This window comes from Streptomyces sp. NBC_01210 (genome assembly GCF_036010325.1).
Classification (GTDB): Bacteria; Actinomycetota; Actinomycetes; order Streptomycetales; family Streptomycetaceae; genus Streptomyces.
On the sequence record NZ_CP108549.1, the window covers coordinates 3,294,122 to 3,309,322 of the forward strand.

The 15,201-nt window shown below is 69.1% G+C and carries 11 protein-coding genes; 10 read left to right on the forward strand and 1 reads right to left on the reverse strand.

What is annotated here, in order from left to right; genetic code table 11:
• Positions 1-30: 30 nt before the first annotated feature.
• Positions 31-1,965: a LamG domain-containing protein gene (locus OG735_RS14845; RefSeq protein ID WP_327323652.1), complete on the reverse strand. Its 1,935-nt coding sequence runs from the start codon at positions 1,963-1,965 to the stop codon at positions 31-33.
• A gap of 383 nt (positions 1,966-2,348) precedes the next feature.
• Here OG735_RS14845 and OG735_RS14850 point away from each other — a divergent pair, with 383 nt between their 5' ends.
• From OG735_RS14850 to OG735_RS14895, 10 genes are all read left to right on the forward strand, one after another.
• Positions 2,349-4,136: a D-glucuronyl C5-epimerase family protein gene (locus OG735_RS14850; protein ID WP_327323653.1), complete on the forward strand. Its 1,788-nt coding sequence runs from the start codon at positions 2,349-2,351 to the stop codon at positions 4,134-4,136.
• Positions 4,137-4,388: 252 nt separating this feature from the next.
• A complete protein-coding gene (locus OG735_RS14855; protein WP_327323654.1) occupies positions 4,389-5,549 on the forward strand; it encodes an ROK family transcriptional regulator in 1,161 nt (386 codons plus the stop codon).
• Between the two features lie 62 nt (positions 5,550-5,611).
• Positions 5,612-6,949, forward strand: coding sequence for an ABC transporter substrate-binding protein (locus OG735_RS14860; RefSeq protein WP_327323655.1), 1,338 nt, complete (start codon positions 5,612-5,614; stop codon positions 6,947-6,949).
• 25 nt (positions 6,950-6,974) lie between these two features.
• The gene (locus OG735_RS14865; RefSeq protein ID WP_327328315.1) at positions 6,975-7,964 is read left to right on the forward strand and encodes a carbohydrate ABC transporter permease; all 990 of its coding nucleotides are present in this window, start codon (positions 6,975-6,977) and stop codon (positions 7,962-7,964) included.
• 5 nt (positions 7,965-7,969) lie between these two features.
• On the forward strand, positions 7,970-8,866 hold the full coding sequence (locus tag OG735_RS14870) for a carbohydrate ABC transporter permease (protein WP_327323656.1): 897 nt from the start codon (positions 7,970-7,972) through the stop codon (positions 8,864-8,866).
• Between the two features lie 6 nt (positions 8,867-8,872).
• A complete protein-coding gene (locus OG735_RS14875) occupies positions 8,873-10,138 on the forward strand; it encodes a 6-phospho-beta-glucosidase (protein ID WP_327323657.1) in 1,266 nt (421 codons plus the stop codon).
• Positions 10,129-11,112, forward strand: coding sequence for an N-acetylglucosamine kinase (locus tag OG735_RS14880; RefSeq protein WP_327323658.1), 984 nt, complete (start codon positions 10,129-10,131; stop codon positions 11,110-11,112). Before OG735_RS14875 ends, OG735_RS14880 begins: the two co-directional genes overlap by 10 nt.
• Positions 11,113-11,411: 299 nt before the next feature.
• Complete coding sequence (locus tag OG735_RS14885; RefSeq protein WP_442812428.1) at positions 11,412-12,803, forward strand: hypothetical protein; 1,392 nt, start codon at positions 11,412-11,414, stop codon at positions 12,801-12,803.
• An 11-nt stretch (positions 12,804-12,814) separates the two neighbouring features.
• Positions 12,815-13,825 carry a glutamate ABC transporter substrate-binding protein gene (locus OG735_RS14890; protein ID WP_327323659.1) on the forward strand — a complete coding sequence of 337 codons (1,011 nt, stop codon included), beginning with the start codon at positions 12,815-12,817 and terminating at the stop codon, positions 13,823-13,825.
• Positions 13,826-13,900: 75 nt separating this feature from the next.
• Positions 13,901-15,187, forward strand: coding sequence for a hypothetical protein (locus tag OG735_RS14895; protein ID WP_327328317.1), 1,287 nt, complete (start codon positions 13,901-13,903; stop codon positions 15,185-15,187).
• Positions 15,188-15,201 lie beyond the last annotated feature (14 nt).

The window sequence follows — 15,201 nt, forward strand, 5'->3', positions numbered from 1 at the left end:
CATGCGGCGGGGGCCCGTTCCATGTCCGCGTCAGCCGGCCGCGCCCGATTCCAGTTCCTGGGCGAGTCCGTTCGCCGTCATCGCACCGGTCCAGATGCGCAGCCGGTCCAGGCCGCCGGGGAGGTAGTGGTCCATGGTCCCGCCGTCGGCACCGCGCCCCACGGCCAGCTCTCCCGTGCCCTGCGCCTGCGACGTGCGCCCGGCGTGCGGGTTCTCGTTCTGCGGGCTGCTGCCGATGTAGAGCTTGAGCTTGCCGGATGCGTCCGGCTCACCGGACGTGGTCGCAGCCGCGTCGTACACACCCGAGATATGGATCGGGGTATCGAATTCCGACGGTTCCATGATGTTGTCCGCCTGAACCACGACCCGCTCCGTCACCTTGCCTGCCGCGTCCACCGCGGTCTTCTCAAAGCTCCAGACGCTGACGTCCTGGTCGATCTTCCGCAGTACCAGGGCCCATGACGATTCGTCCGCGAGCCTTTGACCGGCCGCGATGGCGCGGTAACCGGATGGCTTGGCAGCCCACCCGGCACTGTCGACACGGACCCTGGCCGAGACCGTGAACGAGCCGCTCTCGTCCATCGCCGGCCCGGGCGTCGCGGCATGACCCTGAATTCCGTCGAGGACCAGCTGACGCCGCCCGGACTCGTCCGCCCGAAGCTGCGCACCCTCTGCCGACAGAGTCAGGCCGGGCTTGGCGTAACCGCTCACGTCCTTGATCTCACTGCCAGTGGAGAGCCCGGCGTTCCAGTCCGCCACCAGCGCGGTGGCCGGCCCGCCCTCAGCCGTGAGTTCCGAAACCGCCCGTACATCCACCGGCCTGAGCGCCCGGTGCCAGACGGCTGCTTCGTCGACGTAGCCGTGGAAATAGCGCTGGTAGCTTCCGTCGTCCTTGGTCCGGCCGATCTGAAGCCCCTTGGTGGACGACCAAGGTTCGTACGCCGCAGCCTCGGCGGAGAGATTCACCGGTTGGCCCTGAGGGCGCCCGTTGACGAACAGCTGGACAGTGTCGTTCGTCTTGTCCGTGTCCCGCTTGCTGTCGAACACCCCAGTCAGATGCGTCCACACGCGGGCGGGCGGGTTCGCCGCATCACCGTAGGAGACGACGTCCGCAGTGTCGCCGTGGTCCTGGGCACCGCGGCCGAAGGCCCACTTCTTCTGCTTGGCGGAGTAGTACAGCTCGAACGTCGCGTCCTGTGACCCGGGCGCCGAGAGCACGACCTGATCGGATTTCGTTCCAGCGAGATACGCCCAGACCGAGACCGTGAACGATTCCTTGGTGTCGACCACCGGTTTGGCCGTCGCCGCGTACGCCTTCCGCTTGTCCGAGTCCGTGCTGTTCAGATCGAGCGAATAGTCACCATCACCTCGCCGCGCCCGGTCCGACCAGGTCGCCCCGCCCTTGAGCGTCGCGTCATGGCGCTTTGTGCCCTCGGTGGCGGTGTCCTTCGTGGTGGTCACCGCCGGGGCCGTCGGCCGGTCGGCAAACTGCCAGTGCCCGACCGTGCCCGACGCCGGCTTCACTTGGAACGTAAAGTACGCGGGTGCGCCCCACCGCTCGCCCCAGTCCTTGGCCTGTACTTCCAGAACCTGAGTGCCCGCAACGGTGGGCACCACGGCGTACGGCGGCGGCTCGGCCCCGCTGACCTCCGTGGCTCCGGGCTCGGTCTGCAACCTCACTCGGTAGCCCGCGACGTCGGTCTTCCCCGTCTCCGGATCGATGTCCACCGCGTTCGGCCGGAACGTGAACATCCCGGCCAGCCCAGGCTCGCCCTGCCCAGCGCAGTCATTCGCCGTGCACTCGGTGTACGGCCCCTCGCTGGTGATCCGGGGTGCCAGAGGCACCGGATCGTCGGCCGAATCGCTCACTGCCCCGAAGGCCGGCGTCGAAAGCACCCCCACCAGGAGCGTGGCACCCACCATCGCACCCCATGCGCGAGCGCCTCTCCATCGGTGTTCAGACATGACGGTTTCCCCCTCCATGGGCCTCCCCAGGCCCTTCCTGGAACGGACAACTGCATGAGGTCCGTCGGCGCACCTTAGTCCCAGAAGCGGAGCTGATCGATCAGTTAATGCAGGCATGGGGTCCCGCAGCGCTTCAGCAAGCCGAGCTGGGAGAAAGCCGAGCTGGAAGACGTCGCCTCGTGGGTCGTCGGGCAACCCCTCCGCATGACCGAGCAGTTCGGCACCCATTCCGGTTGAGCACCCGCCCCGCGGGCAGCCTCGCCCAGCCCCGCTCTTCCCGATCAGGCCCACCCCTGGCGTCACGTCAGATCGGACTACTACACGTTTGTGTACTCCTGGGCGCGCCGGCATCACGACTCCCTCATGACTCGCGTTCTTCAGTCATGCCAGGACAGAGACGTGCCGACATCGGCCGCAGACGCTTCATCCGTGTGGCCGGAGGCACCGTCGCCGGTGCCGCCGTGGCGGGCGGGGGGACCTTCACCGCCATGGCCGCCGGGGTGTTCAACGCCCCCGAGGCGGACCTCTTCGGCGGGATGCCGAGGTCGCTCGCGCTGAGCCTCCCGGGGGTACCGGGCGCACCGGGCGGCGATCAGCCGCCGCCGGCGCCGCCACCCCTGCCGCCGCTGCCGGATCAGCTCGCCGAGGGCACTCTCTCCAGGCCCGGCGCCCTGGTGGACATTCCGTACGCCGATGAGCCGGTGAACCCGCAGGCCGTCGAGAACTCCGTACCGACGGCCCTGCCGTTCCAGTTCAACAAGTCCGCCTACAGGTGCGTCACCGACCTGCCAGAGGCGCTGCGGCCGTGGCGGGACCGTCCGACGGCCTGGGCCAATGTCACGCCCGACAACAACCACACCTATCTCGACTCCAAGGGCGTCATCCAGTACCGGCCCAACAGGACCGCGGCCGGATACGACCAGCCCGTCACCCAGATCCAGTTCGGTCTGGGCTGTCTCACCGGCTACCGCATCGACAAGGACCCCGCCCGCAGGGCTCTGTTCCTCAAGCGCGCCAAGGCGCAGGCGGACCGTCTGATCGAGAAGCGGGTGGAGGCTCGCGGCGCCTGGTACTTCCCGTACCCCTTCAACTTCGCGCACCCGACGCACAGCGGCGTCGTCTACAAGGCGCCCTGGTACTCGGGCATGGCGCAGGGTGAGGCGATCAGTCTCTTCATCCAGCTCTCCCAGCTCCACGGGATCACCGAGGAGGAGCGCACGACCTACCGGGCGGCCGCCGACGGTGCCTTCGCCTCGATGCTGCGCGCCGACAATGCCAAGCCGTGGGCGGTGAACAGGGACAAGAACGGATACCTGTGGATCCAGGAGTACCCGATCAACGCCCCGGGCACCTCGGACTACACCTACAACGGCATGATCTTCGCCATGTTCGGGCTCTGGGACTACTTCCAGGCGACCGGCAATCCGCTGGCGGAGCAGCTGTACGACGGTTCGCTCACCACGATCCGTGATCACTTCCCCCGGCTGCGCAACGCCCGCTGGTACTCGTACTACTGCGACACTCACCGCATTCCGGCGCCGACGTACCACCAGCACCACATCAACCTTCTGCGGCAGCTGCATTGGCAGACCGGCAGCCCCACCATCGCCAACCGGCACGACCAGCTGATCGACGACTTCCCGGCGTACGGCCTGCGCTCGGGGTCCGCCGCGGCCATCGCCGCCGGCACGCACACCCTCTACGCGCTCGACACCCTCGGCGCGGCGGACAGCTTCGGCTGGTCCGCCTCGAAGGCCGACAGGCAGCTGGCCACGAAGAAGGTGACCTTCGCCAAGGCCACCCAGGCTCCGGTCAACGTACGGCGCCGCATCATGGGCCGCGGCATCTACTACCGGATCAACGCCGGTTCCTATGCGGGCTGGTGGATCGGCGAGGCGTTCCCGAAGGTCTTCCTGCGCGGCGAGTACGTCTCCACGACCTACCGCCCGCAGCGCAACGCGACCTTCCCCGCAGGCGTGGAGATCACCTGCGTCAAGTTCGGCGCGAACGGGACCACCGGCTCCACCAAGACCGTGAAGTTCGCCAAGGAGTCCAACGCGCCGTTCGACCGCAGAGCCGTCGTGAACGGCAGGCCCATGGTCCGGATCACCGCCGGTGGACTGAACGGATACTGGGCACCCACCGCGCAGGTGCTCACCGACGGGCGCTGACACCGGCCGCAGACCTGCCGCAGACTGCACACGTTCCGCGCCTCCGCAGGTAACGCTTTGGTTGCCTCGGAGGCGCTGGCCATTGACGCCCGGCTGACGTGCGGCTTACTTTTCCTCTCACTGGTTAGGAAACTTTCCTAACAGTGCAGCGGGGAAGTCCGCAGTCGAAAGGCAGGTGCATCCGTCGTGGCCGGAACCACACCCGGAACCACACCCGGAACCACACCCGGTACACCGCGCGTACTCCGCGCCATGAACGATCGGGCCGCACTCGACCTGCTGCTCGAGCACGGGCCCCTGTCACGTACGAAGATAGGGAAACTTACCGGCCTCTCCAAGCCCACCGCATCCCAACTGCTGGCGCGGCTCGAGTCCGCCGGGCTCGTTGTCGCCACCGGGACCACCGAAGGCCGGCCCGGGCCCAACGCCCAGCTGTACGCCGTCAACGCGCGGGCCGCCTTCGCCGGCGGGCTCGATGTGACCCCGCACCGGATCCGCGCCGCCGTCGCCGACATCACCGGCGCCACCGTCGGAGAGTTCGAGCTGCCGACCCCGGGGCGGCGAGCCGAGAGCGTCGTACGCCAGGTCACCGAGGCGCTCGACGGGGCAGTGAAGGCCGCCGGGCTCACCCGCTCCGATGTGCACCGGCTGGTCATCGGCACACCCGGCGCCTTCGACCCGTCCACCGGGCGGCTGCGGTACGCATCCCATCTGCCCGGCTGGCACTCCCCCACCCTCCTCGACGAACTGGCCGCGGTGCTGCCGATGCCCGTCGAGTACGAGAACGACGTCAACCTGGTCGCGGTCGCCGAACAGCGCCTGGGCGCCGCGCACGGTCTTCAGAACTTTGTGCTGCTGTGGAACGAGGAGGGGCTCGGCGCCGCCCTCGTCATCGGCGGCCGGCTGCACCGCGGCTTCACCGGTGGTGCCGGTGAGGTCGGGTTCCTGCCGGTGCCCGGCACCCCTCTGGTGCGGCAGGTGACCAAGGCGAACAGCGGTGGTTTCCAGGAACTCGCCGGTGCGCAGGCGCTGCCCCGGCTCGCGCGCGAGCTCGGTGTGGACGGCGTCCCGCACGGTCCGCACGCCGAGGTCGCCACCGAGCTGGTCTCCCGGGCCGCCGGTGCCGAATCGGGGCCGTACCGGCAGCTTCTCGACGCCTACGCGACCGGTCTCGCCACCGGTCTCGCCTCCATGGTCGCCGTACTCGACCCCGAACTCGTCGTCCTGTCCGGCGAGGTGATCGCCGCAGGCGGGGAACCTCTGCGCGCACGCGTTCAGGCAGAGCTCACCGAACTGGCCGCTTCCCGGCCCCGTCTCGTACTCGGTTCCGTACGGGAACACCCGGTCCTGCGCGGGGCGCTGGAGAGCGCCCTGGCCACCACGCGGGACGAGGTCTTCGACACCTCCCGCTGAAAACCAGCACACCTCCCCCGTTCGACCCCAGGCCCCTCCACCCGCCACAGGGAGACACCGCCATGCCCACACGCACCCGGAAGACGGCCGCCGCGCTCGCCGCGACCGCCGCGATATCCCTGTTGGCCTCGGCCTGTACGGGGTCGAACGAGAACGCGGCGACCGACGACCCCAACAAGGACGTCACGATCAACTTCTGGCACGGCTGGAGCGCGCCCGGCGAGGTGAAGGCGATCCAGGACAACGTCGCCCGGTTCGAGAAGGCGCACCCGAACATCAAGGTGAAGGTCACCGCCAACATCACCGACGCCAAGATCCAGCAGGCGCTGCGGGCCGGCGGCTCCAAGGCACCCGACGTGGTGTCCTCGTTCACCACCGACAGCGTCGGCAAGTTCTGCACCTCCGGCTCCTTCGTCGACCTCAAGCCGTTCCTGGACAAGTCGAAGATCGACCCGGCGAAGGTCTTCCCGAAGACGCTGCTCGACTACACGCAGTTCGACGGCAACCAGTGCACACTGCCGCTGCTCAACGACGCGTACGGGCTGTACTACAACAAGGACGCCTTCAAAGCCGCCGGGATCACCGCCCCGCCGAAGACGTGGAGCGAGTTCGAGAAGGACGCCGAGAAGCTGACCAAGCCCAAGGGCGACAGCTACTCGCAGGTCGGCGTCATGCCGACCTACCACGGCTACGAGACCACCCCGATGCACTACGTCTCCCAGTGGGGACCGACGTACTTCGACGCCGCCGGCAAGTCCAACGTCGCCAAGGACCCGGCCTTCTCGAAGATGCTCACCTTCCAGAAGGGTCTGATCGACAAGCTCGGCGGCTTCCAGAAGCTGGAGAAGTACCGCAACACCTTCGGGGACGAGTGGGGCGCCAAGCACCCCTTCCACACCGGTCAGGTCGCCATGCAGCTCGACGGCGAGTGGCGGCTCGGTATGGCCAAGGAGGCGGGCGCCACGTTCGAGATCGGCACTGCGCCACTGCCCGTCGCCGACGACCAGGTCGCCGACTACGGCAAGGGCTACCTCTCCGGCACCGTCATGGGAATCGCGGCCACCAGCCAGAAGCAGAACGCGGCGTGGGAGCTGCTGAAGTACATGACCACGGACACCGACGCGGTCGTGGCCTTCTCCAACGCGATCCACAACGTGCCGTCCACACTGGAGGCGCTCAAGTCGCCGAAGCTGAAGATCGAGCCCGGGTTCAGGACCTTCATCGAGATCGCGCAGCACCCGAAGTCGAACACCACCCCGGCGCAGGCCGACGGCGGTGCGTACCAGGTGACGTTCCAGGACTTCGGCTACCAGTACGAGAAGGGCTCCGTGAAGGATCTCAGGGCCGGCCTGGAGAAGACCGCCCAGCAGATCGACACGGACATCGCGAAGGCGAAGTAGTCCTCCCATGAGCATCAGCACGAGCATGCGCACGGGGACGGGGACAGGCACGGACAGGGGCACGGGCAGGAGCACCGGCAGGCACACCCTGCGTTCGAAGCGCCGCCGGTCGGCGCTTCGGACAGCGGCCTTCATGTCGCCCTGGCTGATCGGCTTCAGCGTCTTCTTCGCCTACCCGCTGATCTCCACCGTCTACTTCTCCTTCACGAAGTACGACGGCATCCGCCCGCCCTCCTTCAACGGCCTGGACAACTGGTCGTACGTCTTCAGCGACTACCGGCTGTTCTGGCCGGCCATGCAGAACACCCTCTGGCTCGTCGTGGTCATGGTCACCTGCCGGGTCGTGTTCGGTCTCGGCATCGGACTGCTGATCACCAGGATCAAGACCGGGGCCGGGCTCTTCCGTACGCTGTTCTACCTGCCCTACCTGGCCCCACCGGTCGCGGCGACGCTCGCCTTCGTCTTCCTCCTCAACCCGGGTACGGGGCCGGTCAATTCGGTCCTCGACTCGATCGGGCTGCCGACCCCCGGCTGGTTCACCGACCCCACCTGGTCGAAGCCCGCCCTCACCTCGCTCGCCCTGTGGGGCATCGGCGACCTGATGGTGATCTTCATGGCCGCGCTGCTCGACGTACCGAAGGAGCAGTACGAGGCGGCGGAGCTGGACGGGGCCTCGGCCCGGCAGCGGTTCCGCTTCGTGACCCTGCCGAACATCATGCCCATCGTGATGTTCGCCGTGGTCACCGGCGTGATCCAGACCATGCAGTACTACACACAGCCCCTCGTCGCGGGAAAGGTCGCCTCCGGCATCATCGGCGGCTCGGGCCAGCAGTTCGAACCCGGCTACCCCGACAAGTCCACACTGACCCTCCCCCAGCTCGTCTACGACCTCGGCTTCCAGCGCTTCGACTACGGCTCCGCGTGTGTGATCGCGCTTGTGCTCTTCGCCCTCGCCATGGCCTTCACCGCGCTGCTGATGCGCCGCCGTGGCGGCCTCATCCAGGCAGGTGACTGACCGTCATGACTCAAGTCCTGACCGCCCCCACGGCTTCCGAGGCGATCTCCCGGTCCCCCGCCGCCCGCTCCGCGCGCCGCAAGGCCCTGCTCCGGTGGGTCGCGGTGCACTCGCTGGGGATCGCGGCCGCGCTCTTCTTCGTGCTGCCGTTCGCCTTCCTCTTCCTGACGTCGGTGATGAGCGACCAGCAGGCGCTCACCCGCGATCTGTGGCCGCAGAACTGGGAGTGGAGCAACTACGCGGACGTCTGGAACACCCCGGGGTTTCTGACCTGGTGGAAGAACACTCTGCTGTACGCGGGCCTTGGCACCGTCCTCACGGTCGTCTCCTCGGTCCCGGTGGCGTACGCCCTGGCCAAGTTCCGCTTCCGTGGCCGCCAGCTGTCGCTGATGCTGGTCATCTCGATGATGATGCTGCCGCAGCAGGTCACCATCATCCCGATGTATCTGTTCTGGGCGAAGCAGTTCGACTTCTCCGGAACGCTCTGGCCGCTGATCATCCCGATGGCGTTCGGCGACGCGTTCTCGATCTTCCTGCTGCGCCAGTTCCTGCTGACCATCCCGAACGAGTATCTCGACTCGGCGAAGGTCGACGGCTGCGGTGAGTTCCGCACGCTGCTCAAGGTGGTGCTGCCGATGGCCAAACCGGGCATCGCCGCCGTCGCGCTCTTCCAGTTCTTCTACGCCTGGAACGACTACTTCGGCCCGCAGATCTACGCCTCGGAGAACCCGGCCGCGTGGACCCTGTCGTACGGCCTGGAGTCCTTCAAGGGCGCGCACCACACCGACTGGAATCTGACCATGGCCGCGACCGTACTGGTCATGGCCCCCGTGATCCTCGTCTTCTTCTTCGCCCAGAAGGCGTTCGTCGAGGGCGTCACACTGACCGGAGTGAAGGGCTAAGAACTGATGAAGCTCGCAGTCGTGGGTGGCGGATCCACCTATACCCCTGAGTTGATCGACGGCTTCGCCCGGCTGAGGGACACCCTCCCGATCAGTGAACTGGTCCTTATCGACCCGGCGGCCGACCGGCTCGAGCTGGTCGGCGGTCTGGCGCGGCGGATCTTCGCCAGGCAGGGACACGACGGGAGGATCGTCACCACCTCGGACCTGGACGCGGGTGTCGCCGACGCCGACGCGGTGCTGCTGCAGCTGCGCGTCGGCGGGCAGGCGGCGCGGAACCAGGACGAGACCTGGCCGCTGGAGTGCGGCTGCGTCGGACAGGAGACGACGGGTGCGGGCGGCCTCGCCAAGGCGCTGCGTACCGTCCCGGTCGTCCTCGACATCGCCGAGCGGGTGCGCCGTACCAATCCGAATGCCTGGATCATCGACTTCACCAACCCGGTGGGCATCGTGACCAGGGCGCTGCTGCAGGCCGGCCACAAGGCCGTCGGTCTGTGCAATGTCGCCATCGGCTTCCAGCGCAAGTTCGCGGGGCTCCTCGAAGTCGCCCCGGCCGACATCCACTTGAACCATGTGGGCCTCAACCACCTGACGTGGGAGACGGGTGTGCGGCTCGGCGGTCCCGAGGGCGCGGACGTACTGCCGAAGCTGCTGGCCGGACACGGTGACGCGATCGCCGACGATCTGCATCTGCCGCGTGCGGTGCTCGACCGGCTCGGTGTCGTCCCCTCGTACTACCTGCGCTACTTCTACGCGCACGACGAGGTCGTACGGGAGCTGAAGACGAAGCCGTCGCGGGCCGCCGAGGTCGCGGAGATGGAGAAGCAGCTGCTCGAGATGTACGGCGACCCGGCGCTCGACGAGAAGCCGGAACTGCTCGCCAGGCGCGGCGGCGCCTTCTACTCGGAGGCGGCCGTGGACCTGGCGGCCTCGCTGCTGGGCGCAGGAGGCAGCCCGTACCAGGTGGTGAACACCGTCAACAAGGGCACGCTGTCCTTCCTGCCGGACGACGCCGTGATCGAAGTGCAGGCCGCCGTCGGCTCGCAGGGCGTGACACCGCTGCCCGTGCCCGAAGTCGACCCGTTGTACGCGGGGTTGATCGCCCAGGTGACGGCCTACGAGGACCTGGCGCTGGAGGCCGCCCTGCGCGGCGGTCGCGACCGCGTCTTCAAGGCCATGCTGTCGCATCCGCTGATCGCCCAGTACGAGTACGCCGAAGCACTCACCGACAAGCTGATCGCGCACAATCAGGAGCACCTCGCGTGGGCGTGAACGCCGCAGTCCTCGCCATCGACGCGGGCAACAGCAAGACCGACATCGCCTTCGTCGGCGACGACGGCTCGGTGCTTGTGTCGTCGCGCGGGCCCGGCTTCCAGCCGCCGAAGGTCGGCGTCGGGGCGGCGCTCGATGTGCTCGGCGCGACTGTCGGCGAGGCGCTGGCGAAGGCACGCGCCCACGGCGCTGCCATCGACGGCGTCGAGCATGTGTCGGCCTGTCTCGCCAATGCTGATCTGCCGGTGGAGGAACGGGAGCTGACGGCCGCTCTGCACGCCCGTGAGTGGGGCCGTACGACCGAGGTGCGCAACGACACCTTCGCCATACTTCGCGCGGGCGTCGACGAGCCGCGGGGTGTCGCGGTGGTGTGCGGCGCGGGCATCAACTGCGTCGGCATGCTGCCGGACGGCCGTACCGCCCGCTTCCCCGCGATCGGCAAGATCTCCGGGGACTGGGGCGGGGGTTCGGGGCTCGCGGAGGAGGCGCTGTGGTTCGCGGCGCGGGCGGAGGACGGCCGCGGCGAGCCGACGGCCCTGGCCCGTACGCTGCCCGCGCACTTCGGCCTGGCCTCCATGTACGCGCTGATCGAGGCGCTGCATCTGGAGCACATCCCCCCGGCGCGCAAGCATGAGCTGACCCCGGTCCTCTTCGCCACCAGCGCCGAAGGCGATCCGGTTGCCCGCTCGCTGGTGCACCGGCTCGCGGAGGAGGTCGTCGCCATGTCCACGGTGGCGCTCGCCCGGCTCGATCTGCTCGACGAGGAGGCGCCGGTGCTGCTGGGCGGCAGCGTCCTCGCGGCCCGGCACCCGGAGCTGGACGAGCACATCGGCAAGCTGCTCGCGGCCAAGGCGCCGAAGGCGGTCATCGAGGTGGTGACGGCCCCGCCGGTGCTGGGCGCCGCGCTGCTGGGGCTCGACCACATCGGGGCGTCGCCGGAGACCCGCGCCCGGCTGCGCGCGCACTACGCATAGCGAGAGCGGGACGGCAGGACGGCAGGAACCCCAGCCTCCGCTGTATCCGGCCTCCGCCCAGGCCCCCGGGCGCGGGTTCCGGCATCCGTGCAGAGGGAACCGATCAAGGCTCTGAAGCGTATTCATGGTGGGGAGAACGGTGGGGAGAACGGCCTGGCAGGATCCTGAATTGCTGCGACAGCAACAAGATCCAGTCAATCATGCTGTGAATGTCAGTCACTGCGGCCATACTGCTGACCGGGAGTCGTCCCCCACCCGCCGGGGGGCGGGCCGACGTCAGCGACCGAGGGGGAGGTCACGTGACATACCCGCCTACTGCGCGCACCGCGCCCCAGGCGGCTGCGGCGTATGCGCCCGCACAGCCGCCGGCCCAGCCACCCGCACACCGCGGCGCATGGGCCGAGGGCAAGGAGCGGCTGCGTACTGCTGCGACGACCGAGCCCGGCCGGCTGCAGATCATCGGGGCCGTGCTGGCCGCGCTGGTGGTGGCGTTCGGCGCGGTGACCGCGTTCGAGATCTCCGACCGGGCGGCCGCGGCCGACGATGTGGTGAGCCGCAGCCAGCCGCTGAGCGCGGACGCCGCGTCCATCCACCGCTCGCTGGCCGACGCGGACGCCGCGGCGGCCAACGGCTTCCTCGCGGGCGCCGAAGAGCCCCGCGCCATCCACGAGCGGTACGAAAAGGACATCACGGCCGCATCCCGCCTGCTGATCAACGCCGCGGCGAATACCGACAGTTCGACCGAGTCGGGCCGCGAGACAGCGACGCTCAATGAGCAGCTGCCCCGCTACACAGGCCTGGTCGAGCGCGCGCGCGCCAACAACCGGCAGGGCCTGCCGCTCGGCGGCGCCTATCTGCGGTACGCGAACCTGAAGATGTCGACCGAGCTGCTGCCCGCCGCCGACAAGCTCTACAAGGCGGAGACGGCGCGACTCGGCCAGGACACCGGCGACGCGCAGGACTGGCCGTTCGCCTCGCTCGGTCTCGGCGTGCTGGCGCTGGCCGCGCTCGTCTGGGCCCAGCGGCGCAACTACCGGCGTACGAACCGCATGTTCAACCACGGGCTGCTGGCCGCCACAGCGGCCTCGACGATCGTCATCCTCTGGCTGATCGTGGGGCACACAGTGGCCCGCACCGAGCTGCAGGCCGCCATGGAGCGCGGACAGGATTCCCTGAAGACTCTCAACACCTCCCGGGTGCACGCGCTGCAGGCCCGTGCCAACGAGAACCTGACACTGGTGGCACGAGGCGCGGTCCTCACCCCGGACGGCAAGAACGACCAGTACGAGTTCAACTACAAGAACCGCATGGACGCCGTCAGCCTCACGCTCAAGGGGGCGAAGGACCTCGCCGACGACCCCGAGGGCCGCGGCCCCGTCGCGGACGCCACCACGGCCGTGGCCGAGTGGCGCACCCGCCATCAGAAGGCGCGCAACACCGACAACGACGGCGACTACGAAGGAGCCCTGCAGCAGACCATTGGGGCGAAGGGCTCCACGGGCCAGTCCTTCGACACGGTGGACGCGGCGCTGCGCCAGGCGATCGACCATGAGCAGCGCGAGTTCACGGCGTCCGCGGAGTCCGCGCGCGGGGCACTGGCCGGGCTGCCGATCGGCGCCGCCGCGCTGGCTGTGCTGGGCGCGGCGGGAGCCGTTCTCGGCATCAACCGCAGACTTTCGGAGTACCGGTGAGAGGCGGCGCGATGAGGGTTGCGAGGAGCAGGTTCCGTGGCTGGGGCGGCGTCGCGGGGATGGCCGCGGCCTGCGCACTGACCGCCGCCGCCACGCTGCTGCCGCTGTCCCACGGCGCTGCGGACAACGCCGGCTCGGTGCTGGCCGGCCAGGGCGTGGCCTCGGCCCGGCCCGCCAAGGCGGACGACTGTGCGACGCCCGAGGCCTCGCTGCCGTCGTCGGCCGCCGGCGGGCCGAACATCGACGCGATCGTGCAGCGGGGCAAGCTGATCGTCGGCGTCGATCAGAACAGCTACCGCTGGGGCTATCGCAACCCCGCCTCCGGCGGTCTCGAGGGCTTCGACATCGATCTCGCGCGGGCGATCGCCCAGGACATCCTCGGCAGGCCGGACGCCATCATCTTCCGCGCCATACCGACCAACCAGCGCATACCCGCGCTGAACAACGGCACGGTGGACATCGTCGTCCGTACGATGACGATCAACTGCGCCAGGATCAAGCAGGTCGCGTTCTCCACCGCGTACTTCCAGACCGGCCAGCAGGTGCTCGCGCCCAAGGGCTCGTCCATCACCGGATACAACAAGTCGCTCGCCGGGAAGAAGATCTGCTCGGCGGAGGGCTCGACGGCGTACGACGCCCTGGCGAAGAACTCCTTCGGAGCGACGTTCAAGGATGAGCACGACGGGCAGCCGCAGGACGAGGAGCAGTTCACCGTGCCCAACCAGCTGGACTGCCTGGTCCGGCTCCAGATGGGCCTCGTCGACGCTGTCGTGACGGACGCCGCCCTCGCGGCCGGCCAGGCTGCGCAGGACCCCGCGGTCGAGCTCAAGGGCGGCAAGCCCTTCACCACCGAGTTCTACGGAGTCGCCACCAAGCTCGGCAACGACGACCTGGTGCGCCGGGTCAACAAGGTGCTCGACGACTACCGCAAGGGCCCCTGGACGGAGGCGTACAACAAGTGGCTGGTGGCCGATCTGCCCGGGATAACCGGGCCGCCGGCGCCCAAGTACCGCACCGGCTGACCTACGAACGACTAGTCCTGGCAGGAAGAAGCGGAGAGGTGATCGATGGGCGTCGCGGGACCCACCGGGCCGGTGATGGACCGGGACGAGGTGGACCGTGCGCTGGCGCGGCTCGGCGCGGAGCACGAGGCGATCGAGACGTCGCTCCTCGCCCTGCAGGACCACGCGGGCCGCAGGCTCCTCGAAGGTGCCGGGCTGACGGGCGTCACCAAGGACCGCTGGGCCTCCACCGAGCAGGCGATAACGCTGCTGTGGGGGTACTTCGACGCGTACACCGCCGCCCTGAACGACACGCGTGAGCTGCGCGCCAGGCGGCGCTGGCCCAGTCGCGAGGACCTGGTGGAGCTGACCGACCGGCTGCGCGGCCGCAGCGTCACGATCGCCAGCTCCGCCGCTCACCCGGCTCCCTCGATCACCGGACCCGCCAAGCTCTCCGAGCAGTTCACGCTCGAGGAGCTGGTGGCCCGGATGAACGACCTGTACGCGAGTTCGCTGGACATGGTGGTGACGGCCGACTCGGTGTGGTCCGCGCTGCCCGCCCGGATAGACCTGCTCTCCGCCGAGCTGCAGCGCACCCGCTCGCTCGCGCACTCCGTCGGCGTACGGCCCGGGGAGCACCCGGCCGGCGACGAGCTGGAGTCGATCACCCACGAACTGTCCACACTGCGCGCCCAGGTGATCTCCGACCCGCTGGCCTTCTGGCGGTCCGCGCCCGGCAGTTCGGCCCCGGGCGGCGGCCGGCCCGACACCGACCGCTACGACCGGGCGGCACGGGCCCTGGAGGACATCCGCCGGGAGATCGAGGCGGTGCTCCAGGTCCGGCAGGACTCGGAGGCGCGGCTGCTCCGGCTGCGCGATGTGCTCTCGCGCGCCGACCGGACGCTGACCGAGGCGCGTTCGGCGCGTGGCGAGGTACTGGCGAAGATCGCGGCATCCGAGGTGCCCGCGGTCAGCGGCCCGCCGACCGTACTGCAGGAGCGGCTCGCCACCGCCGCCGAGTACCGCAGGTACTCCCAGTGGCACCGGCTCTCGCCGCTGCTGGAGTCCCTGGAGCGCGAGGCCGAGGACGAACTGCTGCGCGCCCGCGAGTCGTTGACCGCGGTCACGGCGCCGCTCGCGGTCCGCGCCGAGCTGCGCGGCCGCCTGGACGCGTACAAGGCGAAGGTGGCCAGGCACGGGATGGCGGAGGATCCGCTGCTGATCGAGCGGTACGACGCGGCCCGCCGGATGTTGTGGAGCGCGCCGTGCGATCTGCGGGTCGCCGAGCAGGCGGTGCTGCGCTATCAGCAGGCCGCCGCGGATGTACTGGTCCCGAAACAGTCCGGACCGTCCGGGCCCACTGACCGCAGGGGGGATTCGTGAGCGAGGACAAGCAC